21 protein-coding genes are annotated in these 26,858 nt (G+C 40.8%); 15 read left to right on the forward strand and 6 right to left on the reverse strand.

The window, feature by feature from the left end; translation table 11 throughout:
* Nucleotides 1–109: 109 nt before the first annotated feature.
* Together ABIB30_RS10130 and ABIB30_RS10135 are read right to left on the reverse strand one after the other, a co-directional pair.
* A complete protein-coding gene (locus ABIB30_RS10130; protein ID WP_354301635.1) occupies nucleotides 110–1,345 on the reverse strand; it encodes a RagB/SusD family nutrient uptake outer membrane protein in 1,236 nt (411 codons plus the stop codon).
* Nucleotides 1,346–1,368: 23 nt separating this feature from the next.
* On the reverse strand, nucleotides 1,369–4,215 hold the full coding sequence (locus ABIB30_RS10135) for a TonB-dependent receptor domain-containing protein (protein WP_354301637.1): 2,847 nt from the start codon (nucleotides 4,213–4,215) through the stop codon (nucleotides 1,369–1,371).
* A 198-nt stretch (nucleotides 4,216–4,413) separates the two neighbouring features.
* Here ABIB30_RS10135 and ABIB30_RS10140 point away from each other — a divergent pair, with 198 nt between their 5' ends.
* The 3 genes from ABIB30_RS10140 to ABIB30_RS10150 all read left to right on the forward strand — a co-directional run bounded on the left by ABIB30_RS10140 (nucleotide 4,414) and on the right by ABIB30_RS10150 (nucleotide 6,747).
* Nucleotides 4,414–5,067 (forward strand): type II toxin-antitoxin system HigB family toxin, encoded by a 654-nt coding sequence (locus ABIB30_RS10140; RefSeq protein ID WP_354301639.1) that lies wholly within the window; start codon nucleotides 4,414–4,416, stop codon nucleotides 5,065–5,067.
* A 104-nt stretch (nucleotides 5,068–5,171) separates the two neighbouring features.
* Nucleotides 5,172–6,164, forward strand: a complete 993-nt coding sequence (locus ABIB30_RS10145) for a sulfite exporter TauE/SafE family protein (RefSeq protein WP_354301641.1) — start codon at nucleotides 5,172–5,174, stop codon at nucleotides 6,162–6,164.
* A 94-nt stretch (nucleotides 6,165–6,258) separates the two neighbouring features.
* Entirely contained in the window at nucleotides 6,259–6,747 is a 489-nt protein-coding gene (locus tag ABIB30_RS10150) for a hypothetical protein (RefSeq protein ID WP_354301643.1), read from the forward strand.
* Nucleotides 6,748–6,762: 15 nt separating this feature from the next.
* Here ABIB30_RS10150 and ABIB30_RS10155 read toward each other — a convergent pair whose 3' ends face one another.
* The gene (locus ABIB30_RS10155) at nucleotides 6,763–8,187 is read right to left on the reverse strand and encodes an aminotransferase-like domain-containing protein (protein WP_354301645.1); all 1,425 of its coding nucleotides are present in this window, start codon (nucleotides 8,185–8,187) and stop codon (nucleotides 6,763–6,765) included.
* An 89-nt stretch (nucleotides 8,188–8,276) separates the two neighbouring features.
* Here ABIB30_RS10155 and ABIB30_RS10160 point away from each other — a divergent pair, with 89 nt between their 5' ends.
* From ABIB30_RS10160 to ABIB30_RS10185, 6 genes are all read left to right on the forward strand, one after another.
* The gene (locus ABIB30_RS10160) at nucleotides 8,277–8,855 is read left to right on the forward strand and encodes a GNAT family N-acetyltransferase (RefSeq protein ID WP_354301646.1); all 579 of its coding nucleotides are present in this window, start codon (nucleotides 8,277–8,279) and stop codon (nucleotides 8,853–8,855) included.
* Between the two features lie 82 nt (nucleotides 8,856–8,937).
* On the forward strand, nucleotides 8,938–9,420 hold the full coding sequence (locus ABIB30_RS10165; protein ID WP_354301648.1) for an FKBP-type peptidyl-prolyl cis-trans isomerase: 483 nt from the start codon (nucleotides 8,938–8,940) through the stop codon (nucleotides 9,418–9,420).
* Between the two features lie 287 nt (nucleotides 9,421–9,707).
* A complete protein-coding gene (locus ABIB30_RS10170; protein ID WP_354301650.1) occupies nucleotides 9,708–10,649 on the forward strand; it encodes an ion channel in 942 nt (313 codons plus the stop codon).
* A gap of 214 nt (nucleotides 10,650–10,863) precedes the next feature.
* Entirely contained in the window at nucleotides 10,864–11,403 is a 540-nt protein-coding gene (locus ABIB30_RS10175; RefSeq protein ID WP_354301652.1) for a hypothetical protein, read from the forward strand.
* A 160-nt stretch (nucleotides 11,404–11,563) separates the two neighbouring features.
* Entirely contained in the window at nucleotides 11,564–12,319 is a 756-nt protein-coding gene (locus ABIB30_RS10180) for a M57 family metalloprotease (RefSeq protein WP_354301653.1), read from the forward strand.
* Nucleotides 12,320–12,419: 100 nt separating this feature from the next.
* The gene (locus ABIB30_RS10185; protein WP_354301655.1) at nucleotides 12,420–13,013 is read left to right on the forward strand and encodes a hypothetical protein; all 594 of its coding nucleotides are present in this window, start codon (nucleotides 12,420–12,422) and stop codon (nucleotides 13,011–13,013) included.
* Here the strand turns inward: ABIB30_RS10185 and ABIB30_RS10190 are convergent.
* Together ABIB30_RS10190 and ABIB30_RS10195 are read right to left on the reverse strand one after the other, a co-directional pair.
* The gene (locus ABIB30_RS10190; protein ID WP_354302339.1) at nucleotides 12,991–13,083 is read right to left on the reverse strand and encodes a hypothetical protein; all 93 of its coding nucleotides are present in this window, start codon (nucleotides 13,081–13,083) and stop codon (nucleotides 12,991–12,993) included. The genes ABIB30_RS10185 and ABIB30_RS10190 overlap by 23 nt on opposite strands.
* 133 nt (nucleotides 13,084–13,216) lie before the next feature.
* A complete protein-coding gene (locus ABIB30_RS10195) occupies nucleotides 13,217–14,629 on the reverse strand; it encodes an MFS transporter (RefSeq protein WP_354301657.1) in 1,413 nt (470 codons plus the stop codon).
* Between the two features lie 105 nt (nucleotides 14,630–14,734).
* On the opposite strand from ABIB30_RS10195, the gene ABIB30_RS10200 reads away from it, so the two are divergent.
* On the forward strand, nucleotides 14,735–15,223 hold the full coding sequence (locus ABIB30_RS10200) for an Lrp/AsnC family transcriptional regulator (protein ID WP_354301659.1): 489 nt from the start codon (nucleotides 14,735–14,737) through the stop codon (nucleotides 15,221–15,223).
* Between the two features lie 42 nt (nucleotides 15,224–15,265).
* On the opposite strand, the gene ABIB30_RS10205 is transcribed toward ABIB30_RS10200, so the two are convergent.
* On the reverse strand, nucleotides 15,266–16,159 hold the full coding sequence (locus ABIB30_RS10205; RefSeq protein WP_354301661.1) for a bifunctional UDP-sugar hydrolase/5'-nucleotidase: 894 nt from the start codon (nucleotides 16,157–16,159) through the stop codon (nucleotides 15,266–15,268).
* A 201-nt stretch (nucleotides 16,160–16,360) separates the two neighbouring features.
* Between ABIB30_RS10205 and ABIB30_RS10210 the strand changes: the two genes are divergently transcribed.
* Genes ABIB30_RS10210 through ABIB30_RS10230 form a run of 5 tightly spaced genes read left to right on the forward strand, consistent with a single transcriptional unit; the run spans nucleotide 16,361 to nucleotide 26,852 of the window.
* Nucleotides 16,361–16,891 carry a phage tail protein gene (locus tag ABIB30_RS10210; RefSeq protein ID WP_354301663.1) on the forward strand — a complete coding sequence of 177 codons (531 nt, stop codon included), beginning with the start codon at nucleotides 16,361–16,363 and terminating at the stop codon, nucleotides 16,889–16,891.
* Between the two features lie 24 nt (nucleotides 16,892–16,915).
* Entirely contained in the window at nucleotides 16,916–17,476 is a 561-nt protein-coding gene (locus ABIB30_RS10215; protein WP_354301665.1) for a phage tail protein, read from the forward strand.
* 11 nt (nucleotides 17,477–17,487) lie between these two features.
* Complete coding sequence (locus ABIB30_RS10220; protein ID WP_354301666.1) at nucleotides 17,488–18,045, forward strand: phage tail protein; 558 nt, start codon at nucleotides 17,488–17,490, stop codon at nucleotides 18,043–18,045.
* 5 nt (nucleotides 18,046–18,050) lie between these two features.
* Entirely contained in the window at nucleotides 18,051–19,202 is a 1,152-nt protein-coding gene (locus tag ABIB30_RS10225) for an ABC transporter substrate-binding protein (protein WP_354301668.1), read from the forward strand.
* 51 nt (nucleotides 19,203–19,253) lie between these two features.
* The gene (locus ABIB30_RS10230; RefSeq protein ID WP_354301670.1) at nucleotides 19,254–26,852 is read left to right on the forward strand and encodes a YDG domain-containing protein; all 7,599 of its coding nucleotides are present in this window, start codon (nucleotides 19,254–19,256) and stop codon (nucleotides 26,850–26,852) included.
* Nucleotides 26,853–26,858 lie beyond the last annotated feature (6 nt).

Below are 26,858 nucleotides of genomic sequence, written 5' to 3' on the forward strand. Positions count from 1 at the left end.
GTCATAACGTTTTCCATTTCTTGGAAGAGCTAATCCTCCACCTTTTTTATTCTCCATACACTGTTTTTAGTGTATAGCTTTTTTAGGAAGTGACAATAACAACTAGTGATTACCTGGTCTCAATTTCAGGGACACCAATCCAGTGCCAGTTCCTTTTAGTAAAGCCTGGGATCAAATCTCCGTCGATATTGAACCTTCTCAGATCAATTAAACGAGTTCCTCTCCACGATAAAAAGATCCTGCGGATTGCTATGATATCGGTCAGGGTCAGGTTTTGCGCCGGAAAGTTAGATTTTCCTGTCGGATCGTATTTCATAATTACTGTGTTTACCGCGTCAACAGCGTTTCCAGTTAATAATCCACGGACAACCAGTTCTGCTCTGATGAGCTGCATCTCGTCAAAATCGGTAACCAATAGTGGGTCTCTTTCTTTAAAATAAGTTAATGACCAGTGTCCTTTAGGTGCTTTTACTACCGGATTACGTGCTTTATCTGCTGTAGTTTTTAATACAGCAACCAGCGTTGGGTCAACTGCTGCGTCTCTTACATTAATACTTAAAGCAGAAAAGAAGGCATTGCTTACTGTACCTACTGTATTTAAGAAAGCAAAGTTTTCGGTTGCTGAAAAAGATTGATTGATATGCGCTACAGCTAAAGCATAATTTTGAGTGTGTATACCTAGTTTCGTCAGTAAAGCATGTAACAGTCTTTTTTCCTGTTCGCTGGCTATTGGCAAAGCTTCTTCCCAATACCGCTGTGCTTTAGCATAAGCTTGTTCATGGGTAACCAGCATATGATCTGCATAAACTGCACGATTTGCTTCACTCACTGTAAAATAATCAGCCAGCAACATCCAGGCATATCCTGCGTGTAAACGGGCATTGATTAATGCACCTTGTTTGATTTTCAGCTTATCTTCTTCTGAAGGATTTTGCTGTGTTGCCAGTTTAATAGCATCTTCTGCACGTGCTCTGTAGTTTTGAACGTTTGACCAGGTGCTAAAAAGAGAAGGGTTATCCGGGCTTAGTTTATCTTCATCCAGCTCTTTGTAAAAAGGTGAATTGGGTACTGCAGTAGAAGTGATTTCATCTGCAATTGCACCTGATGCTACGAGCAAGTCTGAAGATGCTGTAGCACCTGCACGCCATACACCGGCAATAACTGGCCCATTGATGTAAAATCCTTTATCGATACGGCCTAACATTTCCAGGCTGCTCAATTGTGATTCATCTACTGTACTGTCTGGTGATTTAGGGTCATTTACCCATTTATTGCAGGCCGAAAAGGTTAATGCGATGCAAAGTACTGCTCCAATTCTAATAATATATTTTGTGTTCTTTAACATAATCTTTTGATAAACAATGCTGATTAAAATCCAATATTTAAACTAAATGCATAAGTGCGGGGAGCTGGAACAGCAGTCCAGTCTGATGACAGATAGCTGATGCCTTTAGTTCTTTTGCTACCACCCTGAGAATCAATCTGAGGTTCTGCACCGCCATAGTTAGTGGTTAGCCACAGGTTATTTCCTGTTACTGAGACTACGCAACGTTTCAATACGCCTTTTGTATAGCGTTTTGCCCAGTCGCCTAAATCATAAGAAAACGTTAAATTGCTTAACCTGATGAAATCTGCTTTTTGAATAAAATCACCTCTGACGCCTTCAACTTTGGATAGGGCAGTAGCGGTGGAGATATAATCGGCTGTGCCTGGGCTAAGGGTTGCCAGTTGTGCTTTTAAAGTTTCTTTGGCTTCGTAGTTATTTCCTTGTGAGGCTACGTTTCTTGCTGAAATATTATAAACTTTAGCGCCTTTTGAGTAAGTGAAAAGGGATTGTATGCGCAGGTTGTTAAACAGTTGCAGCCCAAATCCTAATGATCCATTATAAGTTGGGAAAGGTTTACCCAGTTCTTGTAAAGGGCCTTCTTTTGCACCTGTATAGACGCCTTTGGCATCAAAAACCGGGCCTTGTGAAAGGTTGGAATAAAAAGCAAATGCTGGTAATCCGGCGCGGATCAGGTTTACTGAACTCAGGATATCTTTATCGCCAGAATTGATTACTTTATTTGATTGCTGGTTGAAGATGGCATAAATGTCCAGACTGTGTTTTTTATTTGAACTGGTAAAGACTCTGCTGTTGTAAGAAATCTCCAGTCCCTGACCTTGTATTTTACCAATGTTTTCAGGGTAGTCACCGCTTAAGCTGGATGGAAAACCTAATGAAGGTAATAGAGTGGTATAAACGATCGCATCACGGGTATACTGCCTGTAATAGGTAAAGCTTAATTTCTGGTTAAATATTTTGACGTCAGTTCCGATTTCAAATTCACCTGTACGTTCTGGTTTGATATCCGGATTTCCTTTCCTTAAAGGTTTTACTATCGTTCCAAAAGAAGAATTCTCTACCAGGTAAGCGGTTTGTGCATCGCCCGGATAAGGTAAACGACCTGATTCTCCATAGGCGGCTCTGAATTTCCATTCTTCTACTTTGCCTTTCAAAAAGTCCATGCCAGCTACATTGTAGGCCACACTTACTGTTGGGTACCAAATGCTGGCTACGTTTCTTCCAATCATATTGGAGACATCACGTCTGAGTCCGGCATTGATAAATAATTTGTTGTCAAAGCTTAAAAAGGCTTCTCCATATAAGCCGTGGGTACGTTTTTCGAAGGTATTGTCTGTAGTACCTAAAATTTCTGCTGCAGAAGCGATGTTGCTGATTCCGGGAACAGCGAAATTACGGACACTGATTCCGGTAACTTTTTCTGATGCCTGGGTAGTTTGAGAAAGGAAGGACAGGTTTAACTGCCATTTCGGGTTGAATACAAAGTTGCGGGACAGTTTAAAGTCCCAGTTCATATTCTGGTTCCGGCGGTTACTGATTTGCTTGCTTCCGGTATTGTTTGTGCCTTGTAAGTAGCCGTAAGGAAGATAGTTTAAGCCGTCGATGCGGTTCAGGTCTAAGCCGACCAGAGTTTCTGCTTTGATTTCAAAAGGAAAGGTGTAAGCGAGTTTCAGGCTTCCTGTAAAGCGATCATTTTCATATTCTTTCTGAATCGCACGCCAGCTTTCTTCAGCAATAAATGGCCATGGGGTACGGTCACGCATCAGGTTCCAGATCGCATCATCACGTCCTGAGGCAGATTGAGGGATGCTTAATTTCCCTTTAACATAGCCTGCGGTAAATGATAGTTTAAAACGGTCTTTTGTAAAATCGTATCCGGTACGTACCGTTTGTCTGTTATCTTGATTTCCAGGAACGATACCGGCATTTTTATTGGCATTCGCAGAGAGGAAAATACTATTGTTCTCATCGATTTGAGAGGTAACATTGGCATATAGTTGTTGTTCTGTCCCTTTTCTGAAGAAATCATTTAAAGGGTCATTGTTGACAAATTGGTCATATTTTCTGGCCAGTTCGCTGAACCCTGCAGTGTATTTTACGTTAATAGCTATTCCTTTTTTGCCGTTTAAACCACGTTTAGTTTGAATGACAACAACACCGTTTGCGGCTTCAGCACCATAAGATGCTGCCGCTGCCGGGCCTTTAATAACATCAATAGATTCTATATCATTTAAAGGTAAGTCGTTTAATGCGCTCATGGCTTCCTGCGAAGAGTTAATGTCTGAGGTATTGCTGCTGCCATAGCGTACACCATCTATAAAAATCAGGGGATCACGATCCATACTGAAAGTAGCAGAAGAACGGATATCGAAGCGGATCGGCATACCTACTTTACCATTGGTGTTATAGACCTGGGCACCGCTGATCCTTCCGTTTACAATGTCTGCGAGTGAAGAAGGGTTGCTGGTGGCAACTATTCCAGCTGCATTAATGTGGTCGATGTTGGTTCCAATTGCTTTTTTACTCCTTGAATTGGCTAAACTGGCAGTAACCATAACTTCTTGCAGTTCAACGCCTGGTTCCAGGGAGATATTGATTTGCTGTCCGTCTTTAATGACCGGGTATTGCTTTTGGAAATCTTTATATCCAATCATTTTCACGATCAGGGTTTCGCCTGATTGCAGTTGTAAAGTGAATTTGCCTTGTGCATCTGCCATTACACCTTTTCCGGGGTGCTCTTTTACGGAAATGCTGGCTCCTATAACGGTCTCCCGGGTGTTTTTATCATGTACTGTACCTTTGATGACCTGTGCCTGAATTGTGCAACAGAGGAGCATAGCTGTTCCTAAACTGGTAAAAATTTTAATCATATGGTGCGTTTAATAGGGTTTGTGCTAATTTGTAATTAGCTGATAATGTTTGATTTAGACTACTTGTTTAGTGTTGGTCTAAATAAGAATTGGCGGGCGCAAAGATAGGAATTACTTTAAAAGTGGCAAGGGGTAAGGAGGAATAAATAACTGTATTTTGTTCCCAAATTGGGAACAAAATACAGTTATTTGCTAAGTATGCGGGTTATAGCAATAAAAACACTGAAAGATTACATTGCCGGGTTTCATCAAGCAGAGCAAGCTTTATTAAGTTGGCATGAAGAAGCAGCACTAGCTTCATGGAATAATCCAAATGAACTAAAGGCTCAATACAAAAGTGCCTCTATACTAAATGAAAAGAGGGTTGTATTTAATATTCACGGTAATACCTGTCGCTTGATTGTTGATATAGAATACCGTTTAAAAATTGTGTTTGTTGTTTGGTTTGGCTTGCATAAACAATATGATAAAATAAATGCTAAAACAAAAGTTATGTTAAAACCAATTAGAACTGAGGAAGAATACGATAACGCTTTAGCTCATATTTATGAGTTGATGCAAACAGATATTATAGAGGGGTCAGCTGTTTCTGATGAGTTGGAAATCATGAGTTTATTGGTTAAAGATTACGAATCAGTTCATTATCCTGTTGCTTATCCAAATCCAATAGAAGCGATAAAATTTCGTATGGAACAAATGAATTTATCTGAAAATGAATTAAGTGCTTTATTGGGAACCCGTTCAAGAAAGTCTGAGATTTTATCAGGAAAACGAAAATTAAGTTTAGCTATGATTCGTAAATTGATTGACATACTGCATATTCCTGCTGAAGTCCTCATTCAGGCATATTAATAACTATTATTTGATATGGATAGGTAAATTCAGTAATTATTCTTAGTCTATTAAATTAGTATACTTTATTGTATATTGGCAAACCTAATCGTCAGTATATCAATATGTCTTCATCCTCTTCAGAAAATCAAATCACACAAAAAGAAGGAGTTTCCTTCGTTAAAGAAAGTTCAACCCTATCTTCTGCTGCGCTTACTGTCCGTGATGGCAGGTATTGGAAGAAAATTGCTGGCCGGTGTTTGTTTGCGTTAGGGTTCATGATCATCGGGCATCTGATCGCTTCATTTTATCCTTTGATCAATCTTATAGAGGCTTTCAAGGCTTTTAGTAAAACGCTGGATCTGGATGCTGCATTTGGATGGATGTTGCTGGCAGGGTTTGTAGCGCAAATGGTGGATGGAGCTTTAGGCATGGGATATGGAGTGATTTCTACTACGGTTTTATTGTCAACAGGGCTTAATCCGGCAGCAATCAGTGGTAGTATCCATACGGCGGAAATGTTTTCCAGCGGTGCTTCTGGTTTCAGTCATTACAAGTTTGGAAATATCAATAAGAAGCTTTTTAAGACTTTGTTATTACCAGGAGTTTTAGGGGCAATTATCGGAGCGGGTTTACTTTCTTTTCTGGGTGAATCTTATGGAAACTGGCTCAGGCCGGCATTATCTGTTTATACTTTGTTTCTTGGGTTAAGGATATTGTTAAATGCTTTCAGGAAAAAGAATGAATCCAGAAAGGTGAAACATGCTGGCTGGTTGGCGGGAGCTGGTGGTTTCCTGGATTCCTTTGGTGGTGGTGGATGGGGGCCTTTGGTGACCAGTACATTAATTGCAAAGGGTAAAACTCCACGTTATATCATCGGTACGGTCAGTTTAACTGAGTTTTTTGTCACGCTGGCCAGCGCGTTGACTTTCTTCATTATTTTAGGTACCAGCCATATTCAGACTATCGCTGGTTTAATTATCGGAGGGTTGATCGCAGCGCCGATTGCAGCAAGGTTTGCAGGTAAATTAAATACAAAAACGATCCTGATTGCAGTTGGAATATTGGTTATTATTTCCAGTCTACGGACAATTTATAAAACTTTGGTGGGGTTCTGAAATTCTACTCCTTTTGGGGTTGCTTTACTGGCCGGTCATTTACATCTGCTAAATGTCATTTCACGTAAATGTTTGGAACCTATAACCAAAACCTATGAAAGCACGTGAAATGATATCGGCAATGATCAAAACAGAAAATAAGGCAATAGAGTGGAAAGCAAGACATGGTTTAAATATCTTGCGTGTCTCATTAGGGCTTATTTTTATATGGTTTGGTGTACTCAAGTTTTTTCCTGGTGTAAGTGCAGCAGAGGTTATAGCTGGGCGAACGATAGAAAAGTTAACTTTTGGCCTTATTCTTCCTCCGGTTTCATTACCTGTTCTTGCGGTGTGGGAATGTGTAATAGGTTTGGGCTTAATCTCTAAAAAATGGCTTGGGCTGACTTTATTATTGCTTTACTTCCAGATGATTGGTACTTTCTTGCCACTTGTGTTCTTTCCGGATGAAACTTTTGCACATAGCCTGTTTGTTCCCACTTTATTAGGACAATACATTATTAAAAATATTGTGCTGCTTTCTGGCGGCGTGGTGATCGGGGCAACTGTGAAAATCAGAAATACGGATATAGAGTCTTATCTTTAAATAGGATGAAAAACTTTAATGAATTAAGTTTCCAATGGTTTTTATAGCATTGTTGATTTGAGGCGTCCAGGGTAGTCCATAGCTGAGCCGCAGACAGTTGTTGTATTGGTTTTGCAGGGTAAACATCCTCCCCGGAGCAAAACTGATCTTCCTTTTAATGGTCTGGTCATATAGATCAGCAGTATTGATTTTAGGATCCAGTTCTACCCATAACATAAAACCGCCTTTTGGCCTGCTGATTTTTGTTCCTTCTGGGAAGTATTTCCGGATGGCCTCTCTGTAGTGCAAACTATTACTGTTTAAGGTATTTCTTAGTTTTTTCAGGTGGCTTTCATAGCGTCCTTTTTCTAAAAAATCGGCTACTGCTTCTTGTGTAAGTGTTGTGGATGAAATAGCTGTCGCAAATTTCACGCGCCTGATTTGTTCGGTAAATTTACCCGGTGTAAGCCAGCCGACACGGTACCCGGGGGCTAATGTTTTGGAAACTGAACTGCATAAGAGTACCAGGCCGCTTTCATCGTATGTTTTACAGTTTACTGGTCTTTCTGCGCCAAAATAGAGATCTCCATAGAGGTCATTTTCTATCAAGGGCACCTGATGATGGGCCAGGAGTCTGACTGTTTCTTTTTTATGTTCCGCTGGCATAGTACCTCCCATCGGATTACTGAAATTACTGATGAACAGGCAGAGTTTGATCTTGTTCTTTTGCAGAGCTGTTTTTAGAGCTTCCAGTTCAATTCCTGTTTCAGGATGGGTAGGAAGTTCCAGAACTTTTAGTCCCAAACTCAATGCTAACTGCAGAATTCCAAAATAGACGGGACTTTCTACTGCGATAGTATCACCTTTCTGGGTCAAGGCGATCATCGCCTGAAACATCGCGCCAGTACAGCCTGCGGTTGTCATAATCTCATTTTCTGTAAGTTTTCCTCCCCAGGTTACTGATAAACGTGCAATTTGACGCCGGAGTTTAGAATTTCCTAAAACGTGTTCGTAACCTGATCCATGTTCTGGTAAAGTGTGCAGGGCATGACTTAAGGCTTTATTCAATTTAGGCAATGGCAGGAGTTCGGCAGATGGAACGCCAAGGGAAAGCATAATATGGTCGGAACTGATACTATCGTAAACTTTGCTGACAATGTTGGAGGTGTTTTCATTACCAAGGGATAAAGACGGGGTACTTTGGGTGGGGAGAGCGATAGCTTGCGGTTGATAACTTACATAATAGCCCGATTGGGGTACCGACCGGATCAGGCTCTTGCTTTCCAGCAGATAATAAGCTTGTAATGCGGTACTGATACTTACTTTATAGTGCTGGTGTATGGCTCTGAGTGAAGGAAGTTTATCTCCCGAAATGAGTACACCTGAGTGGATCTGATGGGTAATGTCAGCTGCAATATTTTCATATAAATAACTATTGTTCACCGGATCAGATTTGGTCATAGGGTATAACTGTTATGGTTGAATTAGATAAAACTGTATCTGTACTGGTCCTTGTAAAATTAGGAAATTTGTTCAAAAGATGAATTGGTATGAAGAAAGAATCTATATCTGATGTTGTAGTTTTGGAGGTTGCGACTACGGACCTTCATTTTAATCAGATCCTGGCCTTGCAAAAAGAGAATCTGTATAGCTCGATCAGTGCGGCCCAGCAAGAGCAACAGGGGTTTGTATTTGCTGAACATAATTTAGCGCTATTAAAAAAGATGGCTGAGCATTTACCTCAGATTATTGCTACCTGTAACGGCCAGGTAGTTGGTTATAATCTGGCGATGCATGTTTCTTTGAGAAATGAGCTGGAAAGCTTGATACCCATGTTTAATGAGTTTGAACGCTGCCGTTATCAGGGAGAGTTATTAGGGAGTTATACTTATATGGTAGGGGGGCAGGTTTGTGTGCACCATGATTTCAGGGGGCAGGGACTTTTGAACCGTTTATATCAGGAAACTAAAAACAGAGTGGGGAATTTGTATCAATTGTGTGTAACGGAGATTTCCATTAGGAATATCAATTCTTTAAAGGTTCATCAAAGAATGGGATTTGAAGTTATTGGGACTTACAGTGACGAAAAAGAGCTATGGAACGTAGTGGCCTGGAAACTTGGGGAATGAGTTGTGATTTAACAGTATTTTTTCTTAAGAATTTGCTGAAACTTTTTAGTGATTTACTAAAATAAATTTACATTTGCATCCGATGATTAAGATTAAACACCTCCTGGTATTACTTGTTTGCACCGTAACTGCGTTTACGTCCTGCACGAAAAAGAATGATGATTATGACCCTGATCCGCAATTCAGGGCCGATACTACCGCAATAAGAGCTTTTATAATTGCTAATAAAATTCCAGCAGTTAAAGATCCTAAAACCGGCGTATTTTATCAGATTATAACCCCTGGATCGGGAACTGTTCAGTACGGTAAATCTACGAATGTGACTGCAAACTATACAGGCCGTTTCCTGGATGGTAGTATTTTTGATCAGAGTAAAGGGACACCGATTGGATTTACTTTGGGTGGAGTTATTCCTGGTTGGCAGATTGGAGTTCCATTCATTCAACCTGGTGGCCGTATCCGTTTATTGATTCCTTCCTGGTTAGGTTATGGAAATCAAGCTCAGGGGCCTATTCCTGCAAATTCAATATTAGATTTTACTATTGATCTGGTAACTGCGCAATAAGTAAATACAACTATAAGATTCAAAGCCACTGTTTATAATTATAAGCAGTGGCTTTTTTAATTTATTTTTTACCGGCAATAGGGGTATTGATTGGTATAGGCGTCTTAAGGGAATAAAAGACATAAATAATCTATATCATGATAGTAGAATCGACTAAAAACGCCCTTTTTATCATTATTGCGGGAGTAATCATTGCATCAATGGTTGTTTTAATTGGTGGCTGAAATTAACTGTTAAACGATGTATTTTAGAATACGCTGAATTTTCATTAAAATTAGGTGGAAATTATGGCGCTATTTAAACGTAAATCACAAATTGACGATGATCTCGGATTTGGTACACAACCCATCCTTGGAGATCAGCGAATGATGAATGCGGATGGGTCTTCGAATATAAGGCGCATTGGCTTGCCATTTATCAGAACATCTGATACCTACAATTGGCTGATCTCTATGAGCTGGAAGAAATTTCTGTTCATTCTGCTGATCGCTTATCTGCTGGTTAATATACTCTTTGCTTCGTTATATGTTTTAATTGGGATTGAAAATCTGAAGGGGGCTGGCGGAATTACTCCGAGGGACCATTTCTTTGATGCATTTTTCTTTTCAGCACAGACTATTTCTACTGTTGGGTATGGACATATCAGTCCTGATGGTTTTTTAACGAGTTGTTTAGCAGCCTTCGAATCTATGCTGGGGCTACTGGCTTTTGCACTTGCAACCGGGTTATTATATGGTAGGTTTTCGAGGCCAACGGCTAAAGTTGTTTACAGCGAGAACATGGTTATAGCGCCTTATAAGGAAATTAAGGGGTTGATGTTCCGATTGGCCAATTTGAGAAATAACCAGCTGATAGAAATAGAGGTGCAGGTAGTGCTTTCTTACAATGAGTTGGTTGGAGATCAAAAGAAAAGGCGGTTTTATCCTTTAGAACTGGAGCGTTCAAAAATAGGCCTGCTAACGATGAGCTGGACAGTGGTTCACCCGATTGATGAAAATAGTCCGTTGTACAATAAAACTGCGGAGGAACTGGCTGAGGCAGAAGTAGAAATCCTTGTTTTATTAAAAGCATTTGATGATACCTTTTCTCAGACGGTACATACCCGGACTTCCTATAAGGATGAAAATATCATTCACAATGCTAGATTTGTAACTATTTTCTCGCGTGATAGCAATGGTCAGCTCATGCTGGATCTTTCAAAGATAGGAAGTCTGGAGATGCTGGATTAAATTGGAGTTATTTTAAAGGATTGCTACATAGGGTTATTTTAAAGAATTGCCAAAATAAAACGACCTTCCTGCTGTCATTCCGCTTTCATGCTGTTGATGGTGTTCTGGTAAAGCATCAGAGGTATAAAGTTCTGGATATAGGTGATATAAATAACGGCGGAGAAAAAGGGTTTTTACTGATTAAATTCATAAATTAGTTAAAAAATATAACCCTATGAAAACTTCTTATCTAATGTATTTATTAATCATTTTAGCAATACCTTCTTGTAAAATGAAAAAAGCGGCAGTACAGCATGTTGCGGCAGCAGATTCTTTTATGCCGATGCAGATCGGGAATAAATGGTCTCATGGCGCAAGTTCCTACACTGAGATCCAGGATACAGTGAGGATTGACAAAAAACTCTATTATAAATTCTATTCTTTGGTTGGGGGGGATGCTACAGATGTTAAATATTTGAGAGTAGATGAGCAGAACCAGTTGCTGGAAGGTTATCCCGATCAGCCTGGGATGGTTTACACACATGCTAAGTTTAATGCCAATGTGAATGACGTGTTTTTTACTTTGAATGATAAAAGTACCAATGACTACCAGGTTAAATTAGTGGAAAAAACCGCTGACAGAAGAACTTTTGAGTTTGATATGGTCAACCAGCCCAATTTAAAAGGCAGTACGCACAGGGTAAGCTATCTTAAAGGTGTCGGATTGGATGATGGCTGGAAAAATATAAAAGTAAATGGGAAAATTATTAAGTAATATTTTTTGTCAGGCTATATTAATTGGGTTTTTGATTTAATATGGCACATTTAAACCAGTGTATTTTTAACACTGGTTTAAAATAAATATCAAAAAAGTTACAGAAATAAATGAATGTTCTGTATATTGTATTGTTACGATCTACCTAACACTCAACCCTATGAACAAAAATTTGAAAAACTTCACTTTCATTGCGCTTGCCGCAATAGTGATCGCATCGTGTTCTAAAACTAAAGAAACACCTGCAGCTCCAGATCCTCAAACTGAGAAATCTGAAAAGGTATTGTCCTATATTCAGAGTCTTGGATTTCCGTCGTCAGCTATTGTTGAAAATGGAGATCATTACGTGGTAGAGGAAGATATTATCTTCCCGAAAAACATGGTTATACCTGCTGGTCAGCCAAAAACTGAGCAGTATTATACTGGTAGCCTGGTAAATGCGACTAACAAGAGAAATATACGTGTAAAAGTTGATGCTTCTATGACCAGCATGAATGCAGAGGTAACTTCTGCTGTGAATCAATGGAATGGAATCGCTGGTTCTACCGTTAAATTCTCTATAGTAACAAGCGGAACTTATGATATCCTGATCAAAGATGAAAATCTTGGTAACGGTGTTTGTGGTCAGGGAACTTTTCCTTCTGGCGGTGCTGCGGGTAACTTAATTAAAATTAACAAGGCTTATATTGCTGCAAATAGTTTTGCTCAGCGCCAAAGAACAATTACACATGAATTCGGTCACAATATTTCATTGAGACATACAAATTGGTCTGCTATCGGGGAAGGCTCTGCCACAGCCGTACCAGGAGTTGGCGGAACAGATGCGTCATCATTGATGAATGGTGGCCAGTGTAATTCGGGTGCTACTGTATTATCTACAAAAGATAAACAAGCAACTGTTGCATTATATCCATAATAATTAACTGAAAAAAAATAACTTAAGATCGTAACTTAGCCAGGATAGATGACTCTGATAGTAAAAGAGCATCTGTCCTGTTTAAGAAATTAACCAATTTATGAAACTCGTATTATTCGCCCTGTTTTTTCCTCTTTTTTGCTTTGCCCAGAATGGTCAAAAGAAGTTCGCCGATGGTGTGCTGGACAGCGTCCCGGGTACTTCAGTGGTTTTAAAAAACTACGAGGTTATCTTTCAGAAAGTTTATACTTCCAAATTAACAGCTGATGAATTAGGTAACCAGCTTTTTGCACTTTTGTCTACAACCAAAGGCTTCAGGTTTGACCGTCGTGTTTCACCTGATGGTGATCAGCTTATTGGACGCCTTGTTCGGTATGCTTTTGATGCACAGCGATATAATGGTTATACTGTTTTCGGGATGGCGGGGATTTTAAGTTATCCTGCAGATGCCTCTGTGGTTGTGAGTATCAAAGACTTTAAATACCGGGTTACTGTTTCTGAATTGAGTTTTAACCATATGGAAACCGCAACCAAGGGTGAATTCAGGGACGTCAAATTAAGCGATTACATTACTAAAAAGAATCGTAGCCGATTCGCAACTGGTAAATCAGATCTGAAAATCGCCAGGGCTATTGATCAGGATCTTTCTAATAAATTTGACCTTCAAAAATCTAATTTGTCTGACGATTTCTAAACTGTTCAGCTGTTAAACTTGTTTGCTTTTTGAAGAATCTGCTGAAATAAGTCCGGTCCTGGAAATTCAGCTCATAAGCGACTTCTTCCCATTTTTGATAGTGTTTTCATGAGCTTTTGAGTGTAATCCATAGCTGGAATCAATGCTACAAAGATCATGGAAGCATTATGGACGGTCGTGTATTATCTCCTGATTTTGTTGCACTATTTGGAAACTTGTATGGCACTTTTAGTAGTGGTACTTTGATTTCTGATGAAAACAATTAACCAGCTCAGGCCAATAAAGGCATATATGCCCAGGATTACAATCGAAAGCGGGGTCACAGAAGCGGTCGCGTTTTGACTGGTCATAAACAAGGTCAGGATTGACAGTCCTATTCCGGCACCAAGAAAATACGAGGTGGTGGCCAGGCTTGAAGCTAAGCCGTAATGCTGGCTTGGGATATCCTGGATAGAAAGTACTGACAGACCGGTATAACTGATCGTGATTCCCAATCCTGAAGCAAATGCCGCAGAAAGCAAAATTAAGATTAAAGAGTGCCCTGTCATCAGAGAAGCTGCGAGCAAAACTGCACTGATTAGCATCATAGTCATTCCAAGGAAGCCTGTACGGGCTATATTCAGTCTTTTCATAATTGCAGGTAATGCAAATTTAGCCACTAGTGCAGATAGAATACTGAATGGTACAAGTAGCAGGCCAGACTTGGCTGCACTGAAGTTCATGTCTTTTTGAAGCAGTAATGAAATGATAAACAAATAGCCTGTCCAAAAAGAACCTAGCAGAAAGAAGACTCCGTTGGCAGTAACAACTGTTGGAGAGCGGAAAATTGATAAATCAATCAGGGGATCTTTTAAAGTGGTTAAACGGGTAAATAATACCTTCATACAAATGATTATGGCGATGGCCAGACCAGGCAATAATAAATAGTGTTTTTGAAAATTACCGAGTTCATGTACGCCGTAACTCAGCATCAACAAGGCTGCAACCAATATAAAGCCTGAGATAAGATCTGGTGATTTATTTTTGTCACGCGGGATGTCTGCGTCCAGGTAATACCAGGAGGTAAAAATAACGAGGGCCAGAATAGGGACATTCATCAAAAAGACCCAGTGCCAGCCCCAGTAGGTGCTAATGATACCGCCTATAGATAAGCCGCTTCCTGATCCTATAGCTGCAAAGGAGCTGAAAATCCCTATGGCTTTACTGCGTTCATTTTTTTCTGTAAAAGTATGGGTGACAATGGAGAGTGCTGAAGGCATAATCAATGCTGCGGCTAAACCTTGCAGAGCACGGTAAAATGCAAGTATGGCAAAGGAACCCGAAAGTCCGGCGCCCAATGAGGTGAGCAGGAACAGGGTAGCGCCAATCATAAAGATCTTTTTTCTGCCGATTACATCGGATAATTTTCCTCCGATAATCAGGAAACCTCCATAAAGTAATACATATAGTGTTTGCAACCATTGTACCTGGTCGTTACTGATATTGAACTGCGCTTGTATAGAGGGAATAGTCAGATTAATAATTGCGATATCGAGTGCTTCTACAAAAATACCCATCGAAGCAATGGTGAGAATAAGGTTCTTTTTTGAAATCATAAATTGGTATTGTTCTTTCAAAGGTATTTATATAGAATATATTATAGAAATTATAATAAATATTCAGTACAAACGTATTGTTTTTGTATATTTAAAAGAACAAATATCTTATTTGATGCTTGAATTATGACAAATACAGAACAGCCAGAAAAGGTTTCCGTATCCTTAGATGCGAAGGACTATGAAATACTCAGATTACTGGAAGAGAATGCCAAGCTTACGGTCAGGGAAATAGCTGCGCTTATTCATTTGAGTCCAACGCCTACTCATGAGCGGATCAAACGAATGGAAAAGAGTGGAGTGATTAAGCAGTATGCGGCCATCCTGAACAGGCAACTGGTTGGGAAAGGAATGATTGTTCTTTGTATGATCACTTTGAGAGAACATAATAAAAGATCAGGGGCGATTTTTATTAAGGCAATGCTGGAGTTTAAGGAAATTGTAGAGTGTTATAATATTTCGGGAGATTTTGACTTTATGGTCAAAATTGTAGCAGAAAGTATGGAAGATTACCATAATTTCTTTGTCAATAAACTAGGAGAAGTGAAAGGCATAGGGCAAACCAAAAGCATTTTCGTCATGGCAGCCGTTAAAGAAACCCATCAGCTGATTTAGGTAATGGGTTTCTTCATTTATTTCAAATCCGGATGTTTTTAGTTAGCAGGTCTTGTCGGTCATGTTAGCGAGATGCCTGTTTTCCGCAGAATATTTTTGCTGATCTTTAAATCTGAATACCAGCTTGCCCATTGTTAAACCTTGTGGAACAGGATGCCCGATAAAGACGTCGTGTTCAATTGCGTTTTTTAGAACTATTGTTTGATTTTTTTTATGCGCAATACCGGAGCCAATAATAAGATCAATCGCTTCAGACTGTTCTGCTAGTGTGATATTGTCAGTTGTATTGCCTTTTTTCTGATAGTCAAGGCTAGAAAGGCACACGACAAAATCACAATTCATCTTATTTTTGAGGTGCTGTGCGGTATCATTTGCTTTTTTGACTGGATCATGAAAACCGATACCGTTAATTTCAGGACCTACTCCGGTAATCCCTATTTTGAATTTACCGAAATTAATAATTTGCCATGGCTTTATTGCGGCAGTAAGTTTAAGATCGTTAAAAACATAGTTGCAGTTCACCAGACAGAAGTTCATGGTGTCTGATAATTTGGCGAGATAGTTTTCGCCATAACTAAGATCTTGTGGTGATGGCATGCTGGTGTGGTAGCCAGTTTTATTCATGGCTTCAATGACTGCATAATGATGGTTCAGGTCCTGGTCAGGTCCTAAAAAATTTCCTGCATCTAAAATCAGGCCTCCGGTGTCCTGATTGTTAAGTAGCTTGTTTAAGTTATTTATACCCCCGGATTCTTTTGAATCTTCACGTATCTGACCATTCAGCTGACTGCTGTAATAAATGATCACGTTTTTACCAGAAGCATGCAAAGTAGCAGCGGTCTTACTGAGATTAGCAAAGGAGCTGATTGGCTTGGTGAGTAGGGTAGCGGTTGCTACAAGGGTTGTGTTTTTGAGAAACGACCTTCGGTTTGACATAGCGTTAATTTTAAGAGCACTATAAACATAGATAAATTATATTGTCATTTCCAAGTCACGGAAAAAAAATAAAAAATATTGCATTTGTAAAAAAATAAACTAATTTTATCATACAAATAATAATACTTAAGCAACTTAATAATCAAGCAGGCTACTTTACATAAAAAAACGCTCACAATTATTCTTTAATCCGCTCTCAAAATGGATGAATATCTCGGTTCAATAGGCATATTTCCTTTCGGATTTGCGCCTAAATACTTTGCACAATGTAATGGGCAGCTCTTGCCTATAAATCAATACCAGGCTTTATTTTCTTTGCTTGGTACCACCTATGGAGGAAATGGGGTACAAAACTTTGCTTTACCAGATTTTAGAGGAAAAGTCCCTATGCACTTAGGTAATGGCTTTGTTCAGGGACAAGTAGCAGGTGAAGAAGTTCATACACTTAACCTGACCGAAATTCCTCAGCACAACCATACTTTGGGGTCTGGAAATGTCCGGGCAAAGGCAGGACTTGGAAATGCTACCGTACTCACTCCTGAAAATAATTATTATGCTGCAAACCCAGCTTTAGCTGGCCGCTTCAGTAATCAGACTGACACAGGGATGTATAATAATGCACCTTTCAATACTCAAACTATCGGTGCGGGGCAGGGACATGAAAATAGGATGCCATTTTTGGTGCTGAATTTCTGTATCTGTATTGCAGGTGTTTTTCCTTCAAGAAATTAAACAAGAAATTTAAATCTAATTATTATGGCTGCTAGCACAGAACCCTTCGTTGGGGAGATTGGTTTAGTTTGTTTTAGTTTTCCACCCAGAGGTTGGACAACCTGTGATGGACAATTAATGTCGATATCTCAAAATACTGCTCTCTTCTCTTTATTGGGCACTACCTATGGAGGGGATGGAAGGTCAACTTTCGCGCTCCCTAATCTTAAAGGATCAACTCCGATCGGGGTTGGTCAGGGTCCTGGACTAACTTATCGCAGTTTAGGAGAGGTTAGCGGATCAACCTCAGAAACAATACTGATAACTGAAATGCCCGCACATACGCACGCATTGGGCGCAGGTCTTAAAACTGGTGCGGCACCTAACACTGCAAATGCAGTGGCCAGTTTGCCTGCAACTTCTCCGGCTGTTGATCTGCTTTATTCGCCGTCACCGAGCCCTACAGATTATATGGCTCCTCTGGCAGTGAACCTGGATACCCAAACGAGTATACTGGGAGGTAATCAACCACATAATAATATGCAGCCTTACCTGGTTGTAGTTTTTGTTATTGCATTACAGGGAATTTTTCCTCAAAGATCTTAAATTATAAAATTATGTCAGCAGCGCAACCTTATATAGGTGAAATAACAATTTTTGGTGGCAATTTTGCTCCTGTGGGGTGGGCATTTTGTGATGGTAGCTTAATCTCCATTGCAGAAAATGATACCTTATTCAATTTAATCGGTACTACCTTTGGTGGCGACGGACAGAACACTTTTGCTTTACCTGATTTAAGAGGACGTGTACCAATTCACATGGGTACTTCACAATCGGGTACTAATTATGTACTCGGACAAATGGCAGGAGTAGAAAATGTCACTCTAACGCCAAACGAACTGCCTCCACATGCCCATACAGTAACCGGAGAACTGAATATGAAAGTCAGGGCAAATGATCCTGATACGCAGACATCTCCTGTAAACAATGGAATCGCTATCGCTGCAGGAAAACGCTATTTTAGCCGTACACCAACAGCATCAGGAATGATGCCACTGGAGACTAGTATTGTACTGTCTAGTGCTGGTAATGGTCTGTCTCATAATAATATGCAGCCTTATGTAACGCTCAATTTTATTATTTCATTGTTCGGTATTTATCCATCACAAAGTTAAAGTATATGAAAATAGGTATACTGCTTCCAAATTCTACTACTTATCCGCTGATCGCTCATAATTTTATGACCGGATTAAAGGGAAGTCTGGCTGAATTGGCGACCGCTTTGTCACCTGAGCTGATGACTGCAAGTATTGGTTTTGGAACGGATGGAGCACTGATGCTGAAGGAAGCAGAAATTATGCTCCTGGATAATCAGGCAGATCTGTTAATTGTTTTTGCAGACCATCCGGTTGTTGAATGCTTATTTCCTTTAATTAATGCGGTGAAAAAACCGCTGATTGTGGTGAATAGTGGTGCCAAATATCCCCCAGTTAAAAAACAACCGTTTGTAATTTACCACACGCTCAATTATGCGCTGCATTGCAGGCTGATTGGTAAACATGCGGCTAAAGTAAGCAGTAAAGCTGTTGTGGCAACTTCATATTATGATGGTGGCTATAGTCTTTGCCATGCCATCAGTAAAGGCTATGCGGATCAGGGAAGTTCGGTTGCTTTTAATTTCGTCAGTAAATTCAATGCCGCAGAATTTGATATGGAACCGCTGACCAGTTTTCTGTCTTCAAATCATGATGTCCGTCATATTTTGGCTGTATATAGCGATTTGAGCCAGGTCTTTTATGAAAAGCTTGCGATTGATTTTCCGGCAATTCCTTTAAATATTTTCGTTAATCCGGCAATGCTTGAAGAATCGCATCTGCCTGAGTACGGGATAACCAATAAAGAAATGTCTGTAAGCTCTTATTTGCCATGGATGGCTCAATTAACGGCGGGTGGAAATATTGATTATTGCAATGTTTTTAAAAGTAAATCCGGCCGTATACCTGATGCCATTGGTGCATTAGGATGGGATACTGGCAGATTAATAATCAAATATATCGAGGCTTCTTTAGAGAATCCCCTTTTCAATACAAAACAGCTGTTGAATGAATTGCTGGATGCTAAAGTAGAGGGTGCTAAAGGGACGATCTGCATAGATAGCAATACACATCAGGTGTTCTCACCAGCGTACCAGGTAAAACTGGGTGCTGGAAATCAACTGATCTTACAAGATACAGTGCCCTTAGTTGAGGTACTTCGCGAATGGACTGAAATATATGATGATCCACCTCAGGGATTAGTGTCAGGATGGATTAATACTTATATGTGCTCTTAAATAACTAAGTACAATCTAAATATATAATTAACGCTCTTAATCCATCATACCATGGAAATCTTTATTCAAAGGATAATCAAAGGCATACTCTTGTCCTTTGTTATCCTAACCAGCATTAGTTATAATGCTGCTGCACAGACGTGTACATTCGGTAAAGGAGACGTAATCATCACTGGTTACGATCTTCAGGACGGAGGTACGCCAGCTGGTCAGGACGACCGGTTCTCTTTCTTATTATTACGCCAGATACCGGCGGGAACAGACATCTATTTTACTGATTTTGGCTGGACTTCCGCCAATGCATTTCAGCCTGAAGCTCAGGCAACAACAGATGGTGTAATCAAATGGACTTCGGATAAAAGTTATCCTGCAGGCACAGAAATCTACGTCTTTTGTAAGTACCAGTTAAAGGCTTTTGACAATACAAATGTCCAGGCAGGAACAGTCACGGGGATTGTTGAATCAGTGGCAACCAGAGCAAATCCTGTGGGTGGAGATCACCAATATATGAGCCTGGGTTTATTCTCTGGTGATCAGATTTTCGCTTTTACAGGTAGTGTGGCTGCACCGACGTTACTTGCGGGGCTTAGCATGAACCATGACAATGGAGGTGGAGTGAGTGGCTGGGATGCTGCTTTAACTCCGGCAACTTTTGCTGCTGACCGTTCTGTGCTACCTGCGGCACTGGCAAGTGGTGCACAAAATATGTCAATCGTTTTGCATGATGATCCGGGAGATCCTGCTTTTAATACGGGATTTACTGCACGGTTCCAAAAAACTGGTGGTGCAGGTACTTTAACAGGTACACCTGCTGTAATTTTAGCACAACTTAATAATCCTGTCAATTGGGAGAAAAAAAGTGATGGTAGTTCTTATTCACCTTTCCTTGCTGGCGAAACGTTTACCGTATCAGGTGCTTCTATTACTACCCAGCCGTCTGACAGATTAAGTCAGTGCGCAGGTAGCGGCACAACTTTTACGGCTGCTGCTGCCAATTTTTGTAGTTTAAAATGGCAACTAAGTACAGATGGGGGAACAAATTATACAGATATTACTGATGCTGGTGTTTATTCAGGCTCCGCTACAGCAACACTTACCATTTCAAATGTTAACGGCTTAAATAATAACAAGTATAGGCTGAATGCTAATGGTTCTTCAGGCATAGTGAGTTCGACTGGTGCCCTTTTAACTTTATCCAGCCAGGTGATTAATTTATCGCCGGTTCTGGCTTCAGGAACTTATAAGACAGCCTATAGTCAACCTGTAACGGTTGCTTCGGGAGGGGGGGCGCCTTTCGCTTATACATTGGCTGTTCCGGGGAGTTTGCCTACTGGTTTAACACTTTCTTCTGCTGGGGTTATTTCAGGTACACCAACTATAGTGGGTACTTTTAATTTTACTGTGAATGTGACCGGCGCTTGTGTAAGTTCAGGTTCACAAGTCTTTTCATTGGTCATTGCACCGAAAGCCGTAACTGCAACTTTCGCTGCGGTAACTAAAGCTTATAACGGAGATGCAGTTGCAAATGTAGTTTTTGATCCGCTTACTGTGGCAAGCGGAGTGGTTGCACCAGATGTAGTCAGTGTAACCTACACTTCAGCTGCTTATAATACTGCGGGTGTAGGAATTAATAAGCCGGTAACTTTAACCGGTCTGGCTTTAACGGGCGCTAACAGTGCATCTTATACGTTAAACCCGGTAGTAGTTACTGGTACGATTACAACTGCTACTATTGTTCCATCTTTGGTATTACCTATTACCAAGGTATATGATGGTAATACTACAGCTGCTTTAACAGGAGCTAATTATAGTTTTACAGGTAAGGTAGGGGCAGAGGATGTAGCTTTAAATAATCCGGCTACCGGAACTTACGCGTTAAAGAATATTGGTAACAGTTTAGTTAGTGTGACTGGTTTAACACTCACCGGAGCAAATGCAGCTAACTACACGCTTTCCACTACAAGTGTAAGTGCAACAGGTACCATCACTGCGGCTACTATTGTTCCATCCTTAGTGTTACCTATTACGAAGGTTTATGATGGAAATACAACAGCCGCACTAACAGGTGCAAACTATACTTTTACAGGTAAGGTAGGCATAGAGAACGTAGCTTTAAATAATCCTGCTACCGGAACTTACGCCGTTAAGGATATTGGTAACCAATTAGTAAGTGTGACAGGTTTAACCCTGACTGGTACGGATGCTGGTAACTATATACTTTCAACAACAAATGTCAGTGCAACAGGTACCATTACTGCGGCGACTATTGTCCCTTCGCTGGTTTTACCAATTACCAAGGTATATGATGGAAATACTACAGCTGCTTTAACAGGAGCTAATTATAGTTTTACTGGTAAGGTAGGGATAGAAGATGTTGCTTTAAGCAATCCTGCTACAGGAACTTATGCACTTAAAGATATTGGTAACCAATTAGTGAGTGTTAGTGGCTTAACCCTGACTGGTACAGCTGCGGGTAACTATATACTTTCAACAACAAATGTCAGTGCAACCGGAACCATTACTGCGGCGACTATTGTGCCGGTACTGGCAGGGACAATTACCAAGGTTTATGATGGTAATACAACTGCAGCGTTGGCTGCTGGGAATTATAGCTTCACCGGAAAGGTAGGGATAGAAGATGTTGCGCTTAATAACCCTGCTGCTGGAACTTACGATCTGAAAGTTGCAGGCAACAGAACAGTAAGCGTTAGTGGAATTACACTGACAGGTGCTGATGCCGCGAACTATACCCTTTCTACTCCGAGTTTAACTGCTCCGGGTACGATTACCGCAGCGACAATTACTCCTGTATTAGCGGGTACGATTACCAAAGTTTATGATGGTAATACTACAGCTGCGTTAGCTGCCGGGAACTATAGCTTCACTGGAAATATTGGTGCAGACGATGTGGCGCTGAATAATCCTGCAGCTGGAACTTATGACCTGAAAGATGCAGGCAGCAGAACGGTAAGTGTAAGCGGAATTACCTTAACGGGAGCGGATGCCTTGAATTATACGCTTTCCACAACGAGTTTAACTGCTCCGGGTATAATCACCTCAGCGACAATTAATCCTGTATTAGCAGGTACGATTACCAAGGTTTATGATGGTAATACTGCAGCTGTATTAGTAGCTGCGAATTACAGCTTTACTGGAAATATTGGTGCAGATGATGTGGCACTGAATAATCCTGCAGCTGGAACTTATGATCTGAAAGAAGCGGGTAACAGAACGGTAAGCGTTAGCGGACTTGTGTTAACGGGCGCTGATGCTTTGAATTATACGCTTTCTACTACGAGTTTAACCGCTCCGGGTACAATCACCTCAGCGACAATTACTCCTGTATTGGCGGGAACGATTACCAAGGTTTATGATGGTAATACTGTAGCTGTATTAGCTGCTGGGAATTACAGTTTTACTGGAAATATTGGTGCAGACGATGTGGCACTAAATAATCCTGCAAGTGGAACTTATGACCTGAAAGAAGCGGGTAACAGGACGGTAAGTGTAAGCGGAATTACCTTAACGGGCGCTGATGCTTTGAATTATTCGCTTTCTACTACAAGTTTAACGGCTGCTGGAACCATTACTGCTGCGACGATTATACCAGTACTGGCAGGAACAATTACTAAAGTTTATGATGGTAATACTGCAGCTGTATTAGCTGCCGGGAATTACAGCTTTACTGGAAATATTGGTGCAGATGATGTGGCGATCACAAACCCTGCAGCTGGAACTTATGATCTGAAAGAAGCGGGTAACAGAACGGTAAGTGTTAATGGAATTACCTTAACAGGTGCCGATGCTGCGAACTACACACTTTCTACTACAAGTTTAACTGCTCCGGGTACGATCACTGCAGCTACAATTATTCCGGTACTGGCAGGAACGATCACTAAAGTTTATGATGGCAATACGACAGCTGCATTAGCTGCCGGCAATTACAGCTTTACTGGAAATATCGGTGCAGACGATGTGGCGATCACAAACCCTGCAGCTGGAACTTATGACCTGAAAGAAGCAGGTAACAGAACGGTAAGTGTTAGTGGCATTGCCTTAACAGGTGCTGACGCAGCGAACTATACACTTTCTACTACAAGTTTAACAGCTCCGGGTACGATTACCGTAGCGACAATTACTCCTGTATTAGCGGGTATAATTACCAAAGTTTATGATGGTAATACTGCAGCTGCTTTAGCTGCCGGGAATTATAGCTTTACTGGAAATATTGGTGCAGACGATGTGGCACTGAATAATCCTGCAGGTGGAACTTATGATTTGAAAGAAGCAGGTAACAGGACGGTAAGCGTAAGCGGAATTACCTTAACAGGTGCTGATGCTTTGAATTATGCGCTTTCTACTACAAGTTTAACTGCTCCGGGTACAATCACGGCAGCCACGATTATCCCGGTACTGGCAGGAACGATTACCAAGGTTTATGATGGCAATACTGCGGCTGTATTAGTTGCTGGGAATTACAGTTTTACTGGGAATATTGGTGCAGACGATGTGGCACTGAATAATCCTGCAAGTGGAACTTATGACCTGAAAGAAGCAGGTAACAGGACGGTAAGCGTAAGCGGAATTACGTTTACTGGTGCCGATGCTGCGAACTACACCCTTTCTACTACAAGTTTAACGGCTCCGGGTACAATCACCTCAGCAACAATTACGCCTGTATTAGCAGGTACGATTACCAAGGTTTATGACGGCAATACTGCAGCTGTATTGACTGCTGGTAATTACAGCTTTAGTGGAAATATTGGTGGAGATGATGTGGCACTGAATAATCCTGCAAGTGGAACTTATGACTTGAAAGAGGTAGGCAACAGAACGGTAAGCGTAAACGGAATTACCTTAACGGGTGCTGATGCAGCGAACTATACTATTTCCACAACGAGTTTAACTGCTCCGGGTACAATCACCTCAGCGACAATTACTCCTGTACTGGCAGGAACAATTACGAAGGTTTATGATGGGAATACTGCAGCTGTATTAGCTGCTGGAAACTATAGCTTCACTGGAAATATCGGTGGGGATGATGTGGCGATAACCAATCCTGCAAGTGGAACTTATGATTTGAAAGAGGTGGGCAACAGAACGGTAAGCGTAAGCGGAATTACCTTAACGGGTGCTGATGCTGCTAACTATACCATTTCCACAACGAGTTTAACTGCTCCGGGTACAATCACCTCAGCGACAATTACTCCTGTACTGGCAGGAACGATTACCAAGGTTTATGATGGTAGTACTGCAGCTGTATTAGCTGCTGGAAACTATAGCTTCACTGGAAATATTGGTGCAGATGATGTAACCTTAAATAATCCTGCAAGTGGAACTTATGATTTAAAAGAAGTGGGCAACAGAACGGTAAGTGTGAGCGGAATTACCTTAACGGGTGTTGATGCAGCGAACTATACGCTTTCTACTACAAGTTTAACTGCTCCGGGTACAATCAATCAGGCTACGATTATTCCAGTATTGGCAGGAACGATTACCAAGGTTTATGATGGTAATACTGCAGCTGCATTGACTGGTTCTAATTATAGCTTCACCGGGAATATTGGTGCAGACGATGTGGCACTGAATAATCCTGCAGGTGGAACTTATGACCTGAAAGAAGCAGGTAACAGAACGGTAAGCGTTAGCGGAATTACGTTAACGGGTGCTGATGCTTTGAATTACACGCTTTCTACTACGAGTTTAACTGCTCCTGGTACAATCACGGCAGCTACGATTATCCCGGTACTGGCAGGAACGATCACCAAAGTTTATGATGGCAATACAACTGCTGCATTAACGGGTGCTAACTATAGCTTCACCGGAAATATTGGTGCTGATCAGGTAGCGATCAACAATCCTGCTGCCGGAAGTTATGAGCTGAAAGATGCGGGCAACAGAACAGTAAGTGTTAATGGAATTACGTTAACAGGAGCTGATGCTGCGAACTATACACTTTCAACAATCAATCTGACTGCTCCGGGTACAATTACATCTGCAGCAATCACACCTGTACTTGCTGGTACAATTACCAAAGTTTATGATGGCAATGCAACCGCAACTTTAACGGGTACTAACTATAGTTTTACAGGTCAGGTGACTGGCGAAAATGTAGCTTTGAATAACCCTGTTGCTGGAACTTATAACAGCTCATTGGTTGCAACAGGTAAAACGGTAACAGTTAATGGAATTACGCTGACTGGAACTGATGCAGGTAATTATGTACTGACTACAAATAGTCTGACTAGTACAAATGGCGTAATTACTGCACAGCCGCTAACGATTACAGCCGATAACAAGCAAATGATACAAGGTACTGTTGTGCCTGTGTTAACATTAACCTATAGCGGATTTGTAAATGGAGAAAACAGCAGTGTATTAACGGCTCCTGCCAGCTTAAGTACGCTGGCAACCAACAGTTCAGTAGCCGGTAATTATCCGATTACTGTAAATGGAGCAACAGCAGCCAATTATGCGATCACTTTTGTAAATGGAATATTGACTGTAAGTCCGGGCGTACCTACAAGTATTACCCTTGCTCCAGTGCCATTATATGAAAACAAACCTGCAGGAACTTTAGCCGGTACGTTAAGCAGTACATCGCTTGATCCGAATGCAATTTTCACTTATGCATTGGTGAGTGGTAGTGGGGATACAGATAATGCCTTGTTTACTATCGCTGGTGACCAGGTAAAAACAAATGCGATTCTGAGCTTCCAGCAAAAACCAGCTTACAGCATTTTAGTGAGAAGTACAACGCAGTATGGTTTAACACTGGATAAACAGTTTACTATCAATTTGATTGATGTAAATGAAGTACCAACGTTGAATCCTATCGCTGATGTAACGCAGTGCAATACGACCAGCAGACAATCTATTGCTTTAACAGGGATTACTCCGGGACCTGAAACCAATCAAACCACCACCCTTACTGTGCGTTCTGATAAACCGGCTATGTTTAGTGACTTGAGTGTGAGCCTGGGGAATGGTGGAAATGGAACCTTGACTTACCGTTTAGCTAATCAGACTGTTTCTGGAACTGTAAATATTACAGTGACCGTGAAAGATAACGGCGGCACAGCAAATGGTGGAGTGGATACTTACAGCAGGACTTTTGCACTGACTATTAATCCATTGCCTGTGTTGAGTATTGTTTCTTCAGCAGGTTTGGAAATATCGAAAGGCATAACAACCAGTTTGACTGCAAGCGGTGGTACCAGCTATGTATGGGCTGACGCTGCGGGTATTATCAGCGGACAAAACACGGCGGTACTGACTATCAGACCATCACGTACTGCTTCTTATACAGTTACAGCGTTGAATGCGACAGGTTGCAGCAGCACACAGCTGATTACGATTACCGTGCTGGATGATTACAGAACTATTGATGCAACGAATATTTTAACACCTAATGGAGATGGGGTCAATGATAAATTCATCATCAGGAATATTGATATGTACCCTGATAATGTGGTGAAAATATTTGACCGTGCTGGAAGATTGCTTTATACTAAACAAGGATATGATAACAGCTGGGACGGAACGATCAGTGGTAATCCTTTAAGTGAAGGTACTTACTTCTATGTATTAGATTTTGGTGACGGCAGAAGCAAATTTAAAGGCTTCATTACGCTGGTAAGAAACAATTAATAATTA

Origin of the sequence: Pedobacter sp. UYP1 (assembly GCF_040547305.1) — a bacterium.
Lineage (GTDB): Bacteria > Bacteroidota > Bacteroidia > Sphingobacteriales > Sphingobacteriaceae > Pedobacter.